We start from the raw sequence: 13119 nt of genomic DNA on the forward strand, positions 1-13119 counted from the left end.
CCTTCCCGGACGCAACCGGCCATCGATCCGGGCGTCCTTCCCAGGCGCGGCTTGTCGTTGATTTGGGCGCCCCGCGCGGGGCGCATTGATGACTTTTTGCGAAGCCATCAAACAATCGGTCCCGAATCTACTCTGCACTCTGCACTGATTTACCCCTTTGGACTTTGGACTTTGGACCTTGGACTGACCTTATACCACCATCCTGAAGACCAGCCCCGTCACCACAGCGCCCGACAGGCAAAGCCCGAGGTAAACGAAAAAGAGGCGCCGCTCGAAGATCTTCCAGAGCACCAGCAGCGCCGGGATGCTCGTCACCGGCCCGGCTACCAGGAAGGTCGCCGCAGCCCCGGGGTCCATTCCCAGGTCAAGGAGACCCCTGATAATGGGCACCACGGGTACCTGGTGGGCCGGGAGGGGCGCCCCGAGGACGGCTGCCCACAGCAGCGAGCTGACCTGGGGCTTGCCCGCCAGGACCTTCACAAAGTCCATGGGCACAGCCATCTCCAGGATGACCTGCACTGCTACTGCCATCAGGAGGAACTTCCCCACGAACCGGGATGTGTCCCGCGCTCTTTCGAGAAAGAACAACAGCCTGTTTTCCCTGGGAATAACCACCATGGTGGGGATGGAGATGTCGTTGGCGCAGGCGATGTCGTAGGCGGGCGCCAGCGAACCGTCCCCTGTAAAAACAGGCTTGATCCTGACGATGTTTTCCGAAAAATTACTACGTTTTTCAAGGAGATAAGTTACGCCGCCCACCAGAAACCCCATGCCGGCCGCACTGATGATCTTGGTCCACGCGAAGACCGGGCCCAGGCCCGCCCAGGTGATGGTCAGGGCGTCGGGGCTCATGAGAGGCGAAGTGGCCAGGAGAGCCAGCAGTGGGGGCAGGGGAACCCCGGAAACGGCAAGAGGGATGACAACAGGAAGAACCCCGCAGGCGCAAAGGGGACTGAAAATACCCAGAAAAACAGCCAGAGGGATGGTGGCAGCCCCCGAGTCCCTCATGTAGGCCCGGAGCTTCAGGTCCCACTGGAACGTCTTTATGAAGGCCGCCACACCGACGCCCAGGACAAAAGCCGGGACGAGCTGCCACAGTTCCCGGCCATAGATCCCGATGGCCTCAAGCATGATGGACATGCTAATAGTCCAGCATGCAGCTCGCGCCGGTCAGGCGGGAGCTGGGGTGGGGCATCAAGTAGCCCATTTCATAATTCTTCTTCCCCCTTGAGGGGGGAAGACCGAGATGGGGGTGAATTGCCCCCTCACCCCGACCCTCTCCCACGACGGGGAGAGGGAGAATGATGTCAAAGGCGGCGATTAATAACCTCGCCTCACAAAATGAGCCCATGGATTCCCAAAGGAAACTTTTTGTGAGGTTATCATGATAGTTGGACAAGGCTTATGCTCCCGGGTATCTGCTGACGGTCCCAAGGCCGGTGACAACCTTCGATTCCAGGAGTTCACTGTCCGGGGCCGATGTGAAACGATCCATGAGCACGCTCCTTGCTTCCGGTGACCTCTCGCCCCTGATCCGGTCAAGAGCGCCGGGCAAGGGCGATACTTCGATCCCCGTACCCTTCCCTTCTTCCGTCAGGATCAGGGAAGAGTTCCGCCCGCGGAGCAGGACCAGGTTACCGTTACCCCACGTACATCCGGTAAAAAGCTGGATCCCGTCCACGGCGCACCCGAACCCGCGGAAAAAACCGAAAAGGCGTTTATCCCCGCCCAACGAACCTTGTTCGGCATTGGTCAGCATCGCCCTCTTCGCGACCCGGGCACCGAGTAGCACCATGGGGCAAAGGTGCCCGTGGACCCGCAGGATGAGTCCGATCTCCTCCTCAGAAAGCCCATCAGAATGCATAGTGGTGGGGACAGTCGTCACGGTATATCTCCCAGTACTTCTCAGTCATGTCGGGGGAAAGCCAGGGCTCCACCTGGTCCACAGCAGCGATAAAATCCTCCATCTGCACCTTTTCGGAATCCCGTTCGACAGCGTTTAACACCGCCCTTTTGCACAGGTTCTCCACGTCCCACCCCACGAAACCCTCGGTACGGTTCGCAAGCTCGGTGACGTCGATCTGGCCGCCCAGGGTGGGGATCCTGTCGACGTAGATCTTCAGCATCCCCTCCCGGTCCCCGGCAGTGGGAGGAGAGACGAAGACCTTGCGGTTGAACCGCTTTTTTTCCTTGATGATGGCCTGGTCCACGATGTCGACCCGGTATGCCGATCCCATGAGCATGATGTCGGTTCTGCCCTCGATCCGGTCTATCTGCCTTATGAACACCTCGGTAAGTTCCCTGTCAGCGAACGTGGGCGGTTTGCCCCTGAAGTTGCCCGGACCCCATTCGTAATCAGAGCCGGCCCTAGGGGCCAGCCATTCGGTGTCGGAGATGTACAAAACACATGGAGCCTCGTGTTCGGCATCGTGGAACGCCTGCTCCAACTCCCGGGGTTTGCCAAGCATCTCCTGGCCCGAGATATAGACATAAGACACACCCGCTTCCGTGGCGGCTGCCTCGGCAAGCATGGTGATCCCGACACCCAAGGGGCCCCAGATAAGGACCCCCGACGGGATGGTGAGCTGGTGCCTGGCCAGAAGCTCCGCCTTCATCAGGGGCAGGCTGACCATCTCCCGGACGATACGCTTGGGACCTTCCAGGCCGCCGATGTCGTCCCAGGTCAAGGTGGGTTCTTTTACCTCATAGTAGATACGGTTGAGTTTTCGATGCAAGGGGAGCTCCTTAACTTTTTTGAATATGGAAGGTGGAAGAAGAACGAAAAACAGACAGTTTCCCGTCATAACTGACAGACAGCTGACGCCAAAATGTCATTAAAACGCTCTTTCCCCTGATTTCTGGTTACTGGTTCCTGGTTTCTGTTTAAAGACTTCACTTAGCGTGCCAATTAGCATCAACTCCAGATTCCATATTTTTAATTCCCGATAAATTGCACTTGGCCTTCAGCTGCCTGCTCTGAGCGTAGCTGGCAGCAAAGCAGTTGCGCTGTGGCGCTAAAAGGCCATGCCTTCCCCAGCTGGTAGCTGATAGCTATAGATCACCCTGTCCACATTGGCTGGCAGCTTTTCCAGGGCAACACCCTCCTGCACCTTCTCCAGAACCGCCTTTCCCCGCAGGATCAACGGCTGATCCAACTTTGTGTTGGTCATGGTGATATCCTTTCCAGTGCGGCACTGCTGACCACAGGAACCTTTATCAGTCCAGCTATCGGCCTCCCCGTCATATAGCCAGGGGCATGAGGCCGAAACGGTAATGAGCCGTTCCTCCAGGTGCAGGGACAGGGCAAAACCGTCCACCTCGGGCACACGCAGCCAGTGGCGCGGCAAGTCCAGTTCCAGCCGGGTCACCCCCATTTGCCCAAGAAAGTCCAGGAAACCGCTGTCGTAAAGGGGACCCCAGGCGAAATACCTTTTGGACGTTTCATCCAGTTCATCCCAAAGGTCGAACTCCCCCGGGCCGCGCCTGAAGCGCATGAGAAGTCGGCCCGCCGTGACCCGGGGGCCGTTGAGTTTACCTGCCTGATCCAGGATCCCCCAATCGTTGATCACGATCTCGCCCCAACCCATCTCAAGGGCAGTTTCCACAACTTTCATGACCTTCAGGTCCTGGCCGGGACCTGCGATGGGGGTCACCAGGGTGAGACCTTCCGTTTTGAACGCCCCTGATATCTTTATGATCTGCTCCATTTCGGGCAGGAGATCAAAACAGCTCTCGGAACCGAAACGGTATCCGTCCCAGCCCTCAAGGGGGGAATGTGAGTTGAAATTGTCCAGGTACCTGCTTCTTGACATGCCTTTACCGGGCCCCCCTTACCATGTACCGCAGATCTTTGGGTAGTAGCAGTTGTGGGGTGTGCAGGGGTGGCCGAAGATGGCGCGATATTCCTCCCGACACCTTGTTACCCATTCCCTCCACCCTGGTGTCCCGGATAGTTCCGGGGCGGATAACCCAGACGCCGGCAAGGGGGGCATGGATGCCAGGACCCTGTCCAAAGTGCTGACCAGCTGGAGCTTTCTGGTAAGTGGAGTTCCCCTTCCCACAACTTTAAACGCTGCAACACCGGCTGCCGCCAGGAACGGGACAGCGCAGAGGCCACATCCATCCCGACGGTCGCTTTGGGCCAGATCAGCATAATGGCCCGAGACACGGGCTGGAGGAGCTGAACCATTTTCGTCTTCCAGCTCCCACTTCCATTCGCAGGGCCAGCGGCGATCCGGGCTGTCGTGGACGAAGGAGCATACCCCCTCGATATTGGGGCACTTGCCCACCAAGACGAACGCTTCGTACTCCAAGTCCGGCACACTCTCAATCATTTCGAGGATCTGTTCGGCGGTCAGGAACCGGGGGAGGATGATCCGGCTGACTCCCAGGCGGCTGTACATTCTGACAGCGTGAGCGTTGGAGGCCAACCCCATGGTGCTCAGATGTAAAGGGACCTCGATATTATCCCTGGCCAGGGCTTTCATGAGCCCGGGGTCGGCGGCGATGACAGCATCCACCCGGATGTCCCTCGCCCACCGCACCAGGTCCAGGACCGCCGGTAACTGCTCGTCCATGTAGAAGGGCGCGTTGAGGGTCAGGGCAAAGCGGCCGCCCCCTTTTTGGGTGAGGCGGACAGCGTTCTCAAACTCCCCCAGGGAGGAGAACTGCGCGCCTGGAAAGGTCCGCTGGTTCAGGAGCACCGTGGAAGGGTACCGTTCCTGCCATCGGGAAGGGATTACCCCCCCGTAGAGCCACCTGGCCCCGGCTTCAAGGAGTGGCACGACCTCCTCGACGGAGTTGATGGGGGCGAGAATGTGGGGGGATTTAATACTATAATTCATAGTTATTATCCGTATTAAATCCGTACGTGCGTATAGCGTACGTGCGCACGTGAGTAAAATTGACCACATTTTGTTTTTACGCACACACTCATATACGCCTCACTCGCTCACGTTCTTTTCCTGTCCCAGAACTTTTCCTTCCTCTTGTCCCAGAAGGCCGGGTCAGATGGCACTTCCAGGACATCTCCAACGAGAACGATAGCCAGGGACGGGTCGCCCGAGACCAGGCCGAAGATATCGTCCTCACCAACCACGGCGGCTATGGTCGCAAGGGTACCCCTGTATACCTTCTCCCCGGAAAGCCCGATGCGGGAGACCACTGCCGCCGGAGTATCGGGCTCGAAACCTTCTGACAGTTCAGCGGCGAGCTGATCCAGAGGACGGTTGTTCATGTACAGCACCATGGTACCCGCAGCCCTGGCCAATTGGCCCATCTGTCGGGTATCTCCGGACTTGTCGATATGTTTGGGGCTGGTCAGGACAATGGCATGGCTGACGCCTGGCATATCAAGGGTTTTTTTTAACAGGGCTGCCGCCGCGTTGATTATCCCCACGCCGGCGATGACTCTGGCCCTCTCCCCGAAACGCTCCACCAGGGGTAAAAAGGGTGAAAAGGCGGTGATGTCACCCGGCACGAGAAACCCCACCGGAGCATTGGTCAGTCCCTCTTCCACCTCCTCCACGATCTCCCTGAAAACACGGTCGAAGGGGTCCCGGACCTCCTTACCGGCAAGAAACCGCCGAAAGGTCTCAGGATAAGGGTCCATCGCATAGACAACGGTGCAGTTGGATAGGGCATCACTGCCTTCCAGGGTCAGGTACCGGGGGTCCCCGGGCCCGGCGCCGATGAAGTAAACGGAATGGTATTTATCATTCTTTTTTGTCATCTCAGATCTCGGACCTCAAAAGTGCGAGCATTGTTGTCATCGCGAATCACGCCGCTGGCGTGATGAAGCGATCCCGGGATTGCCACGTCGCTCTCGCCTTACTCGACGCTCCTCGCAATGACGCCAATCTTCGGTTGGGGTTCCATGTCCCGGGTTTCAAAATAATCGAATCCAAAATCCAGGTGTTTTCCTAGACGCCAGGCACCAGGCACTGTCCTTCCTCTTCCCCCACGCTCCCAGGCACCCATGCCCCCATGCTCCCATGCCCCCTCCGCTCTTCCCCATTGCCTCCCGCCTCTCGCCTATTGCCTGCCCGCCCTGCCTGTCCACCATAGCTTTAGCGACGGTGGGAGCTTGTCGAAGGGTGGCTCAATCGCCCTTCCCCGCGTCACCGCGTCCCCGCGCTTGCCACGCCGTCTTGTCACGGCGTCTTGTCACGGCGTAGCCCCAGCGAAGACGGAAACTATGGCGAAGGCGGGTCTCCGCGTCAAACGAACTTGCTTTTCAGACCCTCCCATGCCCCCACGCCCTCTCGGCTCTCCCTCACCGCGTCTCCCTGTCTCCGTAGGGCGAGATCTCTATCCTCACACCCTCCGTTACCGAACCCCCTTCAACCTCCCGGGGCTGATCCCGCCCGCCCCAGAATCCGATCCGGTCTTCCGGTCCCGGTTTGCCCCTCAGGCCGGTCCTCGCCCCCACCGTGAACGTGCCGCCGCCAGGCAGGCTGATCCGGAAATATCCGTCCTCATCAGCTTCGGGGGCCATGAAATCCGGGGGATCAGGCCTGAACTTTCCTTCGTATGCGAAAACGTGGGCACCGGGCACCGGCCTGCCGGAAAGATCGACTACCTGACCCTCTATCCGTGTGTCCGTGGTCAGAATCCGCTTCGGATCGCCCTCGGCACCCTGGTGAAACCCGGTCAGGATGATCCCGAGATTCTTCACTCCCCCGGAAACCGCTTCGACAGGTTCCGCTACCTGGCCGGCCAGGTCTCCGTTCCGGAGGGGTCCGCTGATCGCCCCTGAGACCCTCCTGCGCGCAGCAACCATGTAAAACCCTTCCGGGACGATGAGCAGGTACCTGCCATCCTCACCCGACGGCTCACTCATTGCGTCGGCCGGGCCGAGAATGTTGTGCTTCCCGGCATTGTAAGCGTAAACGTAACCTCCCGGAACCGGTTGCCTGTTCACATCCACAATTCGGCCGGTGATTTGGACACCCTCCCAGCTTTTTATTTCTTGGCCAGAACAAGCCGGAAATAAAAAGCAAAGGGGTAATAATACGGACAGAAACAAGAAGAAACATAACCCGTCTCGGCCACAGATATCCCTGGGAGATAAGACCCGGGATGCTGGAGCCTTGGAAAGGCGCATACCACATTTAAGCATCATATCGGCCACCTGCGACGCAGATGCACGAACTGTACCGTGTTTAATATCCTGATCATCCATGGGATTTTACGGTACCGGTTCGAGTTAGCCAAGGGGTATTCAGATTTCGTGTGGGGAAACGGGCATGCGGGGCGTGGGTCCCAAGGTTAACTTTGATAGGGTCGCAAAAAGTCCAATCCGGGACTTTTCGCTCCACGGAAAGGGAAAAGCGTCGTTTTCCCTTTCCTTACAAATCAATGACTTATCCCGCAAATTAATGACTTGCGGTGCGGGTCATTGATTTGGGCACCCCGCGCGGGGTGCGTTGATGGATTTTTTGCGAGTCCATCAATCTTCAACGACGATATCGATTCTGTAACCACATTCCAACTGGATCTCTTTGTATCTAACAGGTAGATGAACCTGGCGATCATGCCTCAGACCTGCGCTTCTCAACTCATAGCACAGGCATTCTTCATATGCGGATTCCAACAAACCAGGCCCAAGAGTCTTATGTACCTCAATAGCAAGGCCAAGAACCTGGTCGGTCAACGATCCTTTCTTGATCCTGGTATCAGCCAAGTATTTATTCTCCTCTTTTCTCCGCATCTTCCGCCGTCGCTAGCGCCTTTCGTCCAGCTTCCGACTACGCTTTACAAGCTACGACGGACAAGATGGCGGGACAAGCCGTGGTGAATCAGTCTTTCGGGCTTTGCCGGCGCACGCCCTTTGCCTTCCCCTTGGACTTGTTTTCTCCGCTTTTCTCCGTGTCTCCGTGGTGAATCAGTCTTTCGGGCTTTAACGGCAAACGCCCGCTCCCTTTCAATTTAATTATCTCTACCTTTTCCAGTAGTTCAACGATCTCTCCCGCGCATTCCTCGATCGACAGCGCTCCCGTATCCAGCACAAGCTCAGGACCGTCCGGAACCTCATACGGGCTGTCAATTCCGGTGAACTCTTCAATTTCTCCACTGCGGGCTTTTTTGTAAAGCCCTTTCGGATCCCTCTCCTCGCACAGATCCAGGGGACAATCCAGGAAAACCTCGAAGAACTTCCCGACGCCGGCCCGGTTTCTCGCCATTTCGCGCTCCTCCCTGTAAGGGGAGATAAAGGCCGTGATCACAACGAGGCCGGCGTCCATCAAAAGATTTGCGACCTCACCGATGCGCCGGATATTTTCCTTCCGATCCTCATCGGAAAAGCCAAGATCTTTGTTCAATCCGCTCCTGACGTTGTCCCCGTCGAGAACGTAGCTGTGGATACCGCGTTCCATGAGTCGCCGCTCAACGTCGTAGGCGATGGTGGATTTCCCGGATCCGGACAGCCCGGTGAGCCATACGACAGCCGAGCCGTGACCGAGGATCTTCCGGCGGTCATCCGATGAGAGCAGCCCTTTGTGAGGAATGATATGTTTTGATTCCATAATTACTCCAAAGCCTATAACAAGGAGAATATAAAACTATTAACCACGGAGACACGGAGGACACGGAGAAGGTCCTTTTCGCATATCCTCACCTGACCTTCCTCCCTGGAGGAAGGGATTTCTCTGAAATCGGTAGATAGAACATTGAAGATGTTGTTGAAAGTGCTCTTTCACAAACATCTTCAATGCTCATCCATTCAGGTGAGGGATAATTGTTTCCCATTCCTTTATCTGCGAGCTTGGCTTCTTCAGGCTTTTGGAACCTCAACGTTTTCTCCAACCCATCACTCCCCAGCTCTTTCCAATTGGAATGTATTTATCTCGGTGCTCTCTGTGTCTGTAATGAATCAGTCTTCAGTATATTAATGGTGTTTGCCTGAGCCTTTCCCCCTGTATTTGTCTTTCTCCGCTCTTCTCCGTGCCTCCCGCCGTCGCTAACGCCTTTCGTCCAGCTTCCGTCTACGCCAGAGGCTACGACGTGACAAGATGGCGGGACAAGCCGTGGTGAATGCTCTTTACGCTCTGATGGCATACGCCTGAGGATCCCCCCTAAAGAGATTTGTGCTTTCCTCCGACTTTCTCCGTGCCTCCGTGGTGAGTCAGCACTTTACGCGTCAGTGGCAGACGCCTGCATACCTCCTCAGAATTCCCATACTAATGGAATGACCAGTAGTGAAACGATCATAAAGATAATATTCAGCGGTATCCCAACCTTCAGGAAATCCCGGAACCTGTAGCCGCCCGGACCGTAGACGATGAGGTTGGTCTGGTACCCGAACGGGGTTGAAAAGCTGGCCGAAGCGCCGATGGCCACGGCGATGACGAAAGGCATGGGGTCCGATCCGATCTGGGCAGCCGCGGAGATGGCGATGGGGAAAACCAGGGCCGCGGCCGCGTTGTTCGTAATGATCTCGGTGAGCAGAGAGGTGACAAGATACACTCCGCCCAGGACTCCGATGGGCCCGAGGGACTTGACCGACCCCACGATCGTGTCCGCGAAAAGGGCGGCCACTCCCGTCTTGTCCAATGCCTTGCTGATGCCGAAGGCGCAGGCGATGACGATGAGGACGTTCCACTCGATGGCCCTGCGCGCCTCGAGGGGAGTCACGCAGCGGCTGAATATGAGCACGATGGCGGCCAGGATGGCGGCGTTGAATATGGGCATGACTCCGGTGGCGGCCAGGAGCACCATCCCGGCCAGCGTCAGGACGGAAACAGCGGCCCTGATCCGGTTCAAGGCCGGGATGTCGGACACCTTGGAGATCATGTAGAACTCGCGCGAACGGATCCAGGTCGGGATGAAATCGTCGCCGGTGAGCAGCAGCACGGTGTCACCCGGCTTCAGCTTGATGTCCCCGATCTTGGACCTGATGCGCTCACCGCTGCGGTGAACAGCCAGGACGGCGGCGTTGTAGCGGGACCGGAACTTCCCCTCCCTGATCGTCTTGCCCAGCATGGGGGAAGAGCGGGAGATCACCGCCTCGACGATCCTCCCCCCACCGCTGCTCCGAAGATCCCTCGCCAGCGTCGCTTCACCGGAGTAAACGAGGCCGGGGATCTTCTTGAGCTGCACGATGGAGTTGACCAGGCCGGTGAAGATGAGCCTGTCACCTGCATGGATCCTGTCCGCCGGTTTGACAGGGGCGAGGGAGTCGCCGTCCCTGACGATCTCAACCAGGAAGAGGCCCTGCAGGTTTCGAAGGCCCGCCGACAAGACCGATCGGCCAGCCAGCGGACACCCCTCCCTGACGTCCATCTCCACCAGGTATTCCCGGCCGCTGTCGAGAAGGTCTTCCACCGGGTCCCTGTGGTCGGGAAGCAGTTTGTGTCCAACCAGGGCAAAATAGACGATCCCGGCGGCGGCTGCCGGGATGCCGACCCATGCCAGTTCGAACATGGTCATGGACCGTCCCAGTTCCTGCTGGAGAAGGCCGTTGACCACCAGGTTGGTGGAGGTCCCGATGAGGGTACACACACCCCCGAAGATGGAAGCGTAGGAGAGGGGTATGAGGAATTTGGAAGGTGAAAGCCCCCTGGCCCGGGCCCAGTCACGCACAGCCGGGGTGAACATGGCGACGATGGGTGTGTTGTTGAGAAAGGCCGACAGGGCCGCCACCGGGACTGTGATCCTGAACATGGATCGCCTGAGCCCTTTGCCGCGCCCCATCAACCGACCCGCGAAAAGTTCCAGGATGCCTGAACTCTGGGCTGCGTAGGCCACGATAAAGAGGATCCCAACGGTGAGCATCCCTTTGTTTGAAAAGCCGTTGAAAGCTTCTTCGGGAGTCAGGACACCGGTGAGAAAGAGGGCTGCGAGCGCCGTGAAAAGGATGACGTCGGGGGAAAGGATCTCCAGGACCAGGGCCGCAAGCATCCCGAGCACGACCGCGATTGTAAAGATGCCTGCACCTGTCATTTGGTACCTTTGCCAGCAGCGTGTCGGAAAACCTCGGCACCCTTCCGGGAGCCTGTTGACAGGCTCCAAATAAGGGTGTGAAGCTTCTCCTGTCCACCGCGTTAGATGAAAAGGGACTAAGTTTCAGGAGATTAGCATATTTAACTCACGTTTTGCGTTTTGGGTTTTGCGTTTTGCGTGCAAATATCAATCGCTCAGTCGTCCCGTATTCAGGTCACCGTATCGTGAGCAAAGCGAACTGTCTTCGCACCGACACCTCGATAATCCGTGTCCGCTTTTCCCCCGTGTCCCCGCGTCTCCGTGCTTGCCACGCCGACTTGTCACGTCGAAGCTCAAAGAGCGTAGACGGAAGCTTCAGCGAAGGCGGGTCTCCGCGTCCGCTCTTCCCCCTCGCCCACGCGCCCCCTCGCCCACGCGCCCCCTCGTCCTCCATTTGTACAAGCCTTCACATCGTTGACATCGGAGTCTCGAATAGGCTAGAAAAGAGGGGTTTGTTTCGTAGTTGATGACCTCGCAAAAAGTCATCAACGCGCCCCGCGCGGGGCGCCCGGATCAATGACTCGCACCGCAAGTCATTGATCTGTGAGGAAAGGGAAAACGACGCTTTTCCCTTTCCGTGGAGCGAAAAGTCCCGGATTGGACTTTTTGCGACCCTGTCATAGTTAAAAGCTTTCATTTCCCAAAAGGAGGGGACTTGCCGTGTCGAGAAAAATCAACACCATGCCGAAGGTTTTTTCAGTAGCTGTTGTTCTGCTTGTCGTCATGTTCGCCTTCGGGTGTGCGACAAAGGGATCCGGACCTGAACTTACACCTGCCGCTGCCCATCCCAAGGCGCCGGAGGTGACCTTCAGGTATCTTGACGGGACCCAGACAAGCCTGTCCGATTATGTCGGTGAATCGGTGGTCGCGGTCAACTTCTGGGGCCTGAGATGCCAGAACTGCATTGAGGAGATGCCTTTCCTGGAGAGGCTCCACAACAAGTACGGGGGCAAGGGACTCCTCATTGTCGGCGTGAACACCGATGGTGTCGATGAGGCGCTGCTCCCTCGCTTCTTGCCCCAGCTGCCTGTAACGGTCAGCTATCCTTTCGCCGTCGATCCCGAGTTCATCCTGGCCGATTCTTTCCAGATGATGGCGGCGCCGCTGACGATAATCGTCGCCAAAGATGGGACGGTGAGGTATCGACACGAAGGGTATCAGCCTGAGGTCGAGGCGGAGTTCGTTGAGATCATCGAGGATCTCCTGGCGGAATAACGTAAAAAACCCGGGAAAGAATATTCCAGGTTTTTTACGTATGACAAAATTCGTTCCAGGCCGGGAGCCATCTTGAGATCAGAGATTTGAGATCTGAGATTTGAGATCTGAGATTAACTCCTCTAAAGCGGCCTCCAACCGGCTGCTCTGCATATTCGCCGTAACTTTGCTGGATCCATAACAGTAATTATAGAGGGGTGGATGGCCGTTTTTTTTTTGCGTTTCGGGACTTTTAAACCATGCGAACTCATATCCTGACCCTGGCGTTTCTGTTTACCTACAGTATCTCGTGTACTGCTGGAGATATTGTCGGCCCCAGGGAAACGACCGTTTCCAGTACAAACGGCCATGTCGGGACTGCTGTGGCCGCTTTCGAGGGGAAAACCTCATCCGGTAAAGAGGTGTCTTCGAGAAATTTCGGAGGTGAAGTCCTCATCATCGACCTGTGGGGCCTCAATTGCGGATCGTGTCTCGAAGAGATGAAGGCTCTCGAACCGATCTACCGCGAGTATAAGGATAAGGGGCTCAGGATCTGGGCGGTCAACACTGAAAATATTGGTGCCCCGGAGATGAAGAACGGGTTGGCGGAACGAAAGATGGAAGTCAGCTACGATCTCCTGGTGGATCCGGACCTGGAGATAACGAAAAATTTCACAAGCTGGTTCATTCCTGTAACTGTCATCGTTGACAGGGAGGGGATCGTGCAATATTATAAGGTCGGTTTTAATCAGGCGGACGCTGAAAAGATTAAGGCGAAGGTGGAGGCTCTCCTTGCCCGGTAACTTTCGCTCTTCTTAATCGTCGATGGACCCGCAAAAAGTCCATCAACGCACCCCGCGCGGGGTGTCCAAATCAATGACCCGTCCCGCAAGTCATTAATTTGCGGGATAAGTCATTGATTTGTAAGGAAAGGGAAAACGACGC

12 protein-coding genes and 1 pseudogene are annotated in these 13119 nt (G+C 56.9%); 2 read left to right on the forward strand and 11 right to left on the reverse strand.

Annotated features, from left to right (window positions below; translation table 11 throughout):
* Nucleotides 1-189 precede the first annotated feature (189 nt).
* From P1S46_08655 to P1S46_08705, 11 genes and pseudogenes are all read right to left on the reverse strand, one after another.
* Entirely contained in the window at nucleotides 190-1140 is a 951-nt protein-coding gene (locus P1S46_08655) for a permease (GenBank protein ID MDF1536555.1), read from the reverse strand.
* A gap of 262 nt (nucleotides 1141-1402) precedes the next feature.
* Nucleotides 1403-1885, reverse strand: coding sequence for an FmdE family protein (locus P1S46_08660; protein ID MDF1536556.1), 483 nt, complete (start codon nucleotides 1883-1885; stop codon nucleotides 1403-1405).
* Complete coding sequence (locus P1S46_08665) at nucleotides 1854-2735, reverse strand: ATP-binding protein (GenBank protein MDF1536557.1); 882 nt, start codon at nucleotides 2733-2735, stop codon at nucleotides 1854-1856. Before P1S46_08665 ends, P1S46_08660 begins: the two co-directional genes overlap by 32 nt.
* Nucleotides 2736-3014: 279 nt before the next feature.
* Complete coding sequence (locus tag P1S46_08670) at nucleotides 3015-3812, reverse strand: hypothetical protein (GenBank protein ID MDF1536558.1); 798 nt, start codon at nucleotides 3810-3812, stop codon at nucleotides 3015-3017.
* A gap of 18 nt (nucleotides 3813-3830) precedes the next feature.
* A complete protein-coding gene (locus P1S46_08675; GenBank protein MDF1536559.1) occupies nucleotides 3831-4844 on the reverse strand; it encodes a U32 family peptidase in 1014 nt (337 codons plus the stop codon).
* Between the two features lie 107 nt (nucleotides 4845-4951).
* Entirely contained in the window at nucleotides 4952-5731 is a 780-nt protein-coding gene (locus tag P1S46_08680; GenBank protein ID MDF1536560.1) for an SAM-dependent methyltransferase, read from the reverse strand.
* Nucleotides 5732-6274: 543 nt separating this feature from the next.
* On the reverse strand, nucleotides 6275-6922 hold the full coding sequence (locus tag P1S46_08685; GenBank protein ID MDF1536561.1) for a carboxypeptidase-like regulatory domain-containing protein: 648 nt from the start codon (nucleotides 6920-6922) through the stop codon (nucleotides 6275-6277).
* A 528-nt stretch (nucleotides 6923-7450) separates the two neighbouring features.
* Nucleotides 7451-7711 (reverse strand): GxxExxY protein, encoded by a 261-nt coding sequence (locus P1S46_08690; protein ID MDF1536562.1) that lies wholly within the window; start codon nucleotides 7709-7711, stop codon nucleotides 7451-7453.
* A gap of 220 nt (nucleotides 7712-7931) precedes the next feature.
* Nucleotides 7932-8525: pseudogene (gene cysC, locus P1S46_08695) on the reverse strand (adenylyl-sulfate kinase).
* Nucleotides 8526-8613: 88 nt separating this feature from the next.
* A complete protein-coding gene (locus P1S46_08700; protein ID MDF1536563.1) occupies nucleotides 8614-8805 on the reverse strand; it encodes a hypothetical protein in 192 nt (63 codons plus the stop codon).
* A 360-nt stretch (nucleotides 8806-9165) separates the two neighbouring features.
* Complete coding sequence (locus tag P1S46_08705) at nucleotides 9166-10941, reverse strand: SLC13 family permease (protein ID MDF1536564.1); 1776 nt, start codon at nucleotides 10939-10941, stop codon at nucleotides 9166-9168.
* A gap of 699 nt (nucleotides 10942-11640) precedes the next feature.
* Here P1S46_08705 and P1S46_08710 point away from each other — a divergent pair.
* Both P1S46_08710 and P1S46_08715 read left to right on the forward strand, forming a co-directional pair.
* Nucleotides 11641-12195 (forward strand): TlpA disulfide reductase family protein, encoded by a 555-nt coding sequence (locus P1S46_08710; protein ID MDF1536565.1) that lies wholly within the window; start codon nucleotides 11641-11643, stop codon nucleotides 12193-12195.
* A gap of 239 nt (nucleotides 12196-12434) precedes the next feature.
* The gene (locus P1S46_08715) at nucleotides 12435-12977 is read left to right on the forward strand and encodes a TlpA disulfide reductase family protein (protein ID MDF1536566.1); all 543 of its coding nucleotides are present in this window, start codon (nucleotides 12435-12437) and stop codon (nucleotides 12975-12977) included.
* Nucleotides 12978-13119: the final 142 nt, after the last annotated feature.

The sequence above is a fragment of the bacterium genome, assembly GCA_029210545.1.
GTDB lineage: Bacteria > BMS3Abin14 > BMS3Abin14 > BMS3Abin14 > BMS3Abin14 > JARGFV01.

Bases quoted from the DNA above. Each gene is read 5' to 3' on its own strand.
- P1S46_08655 (MDF1536555.1), bottom strand. From the start codon at position 1,140: ATGTCCATCATGCTTGAGGCCATCGGGATCTATGGCCGGGAACTGTGG.
- P1S46_08670 (MDF1536558.1), bottom strand. From the start codon at position 3,812: ATGTCAAGAAGCAGGTACCTGGACAATTTCAACTCACATTCCCCCCTT.
- P1S46_08675 (MDF1536559.1), bottom strand. From the start codon at position 4,844: ATGAATTATAGTATTAAATCCCCCCACATTCTCGCCCCCATCAACTCC.
- P1S46_08680 (MDF1536560.1), bottom strand. From the start codon at position 5,731: ATGACAAAAAAGAATGATAAATACCATTCCGTTTACTTCATCGGCGCC.
- P1S46_08690 (MDF1536562.1), bottom strand. From the start codon at position 7,711: ATGCGGAGAAAAGAGGAGAATAAATACTTGGCTGATACCAGGATCAAG.
- P1S46_08705 (MDF1536564.1), bottom strand. From the start codon at position 10,941: ATGACAGGTGCAGGCATCTTTACAATCGCGGTCGTGCTCGGGATGCTT.
- P1S46_08715 (MDF1536566.1), top strand. From the start codon at position 12,435: ATGCGAACTCATATCCTGACCCTGGCGTTTCTGTTTACCTACAGTATC.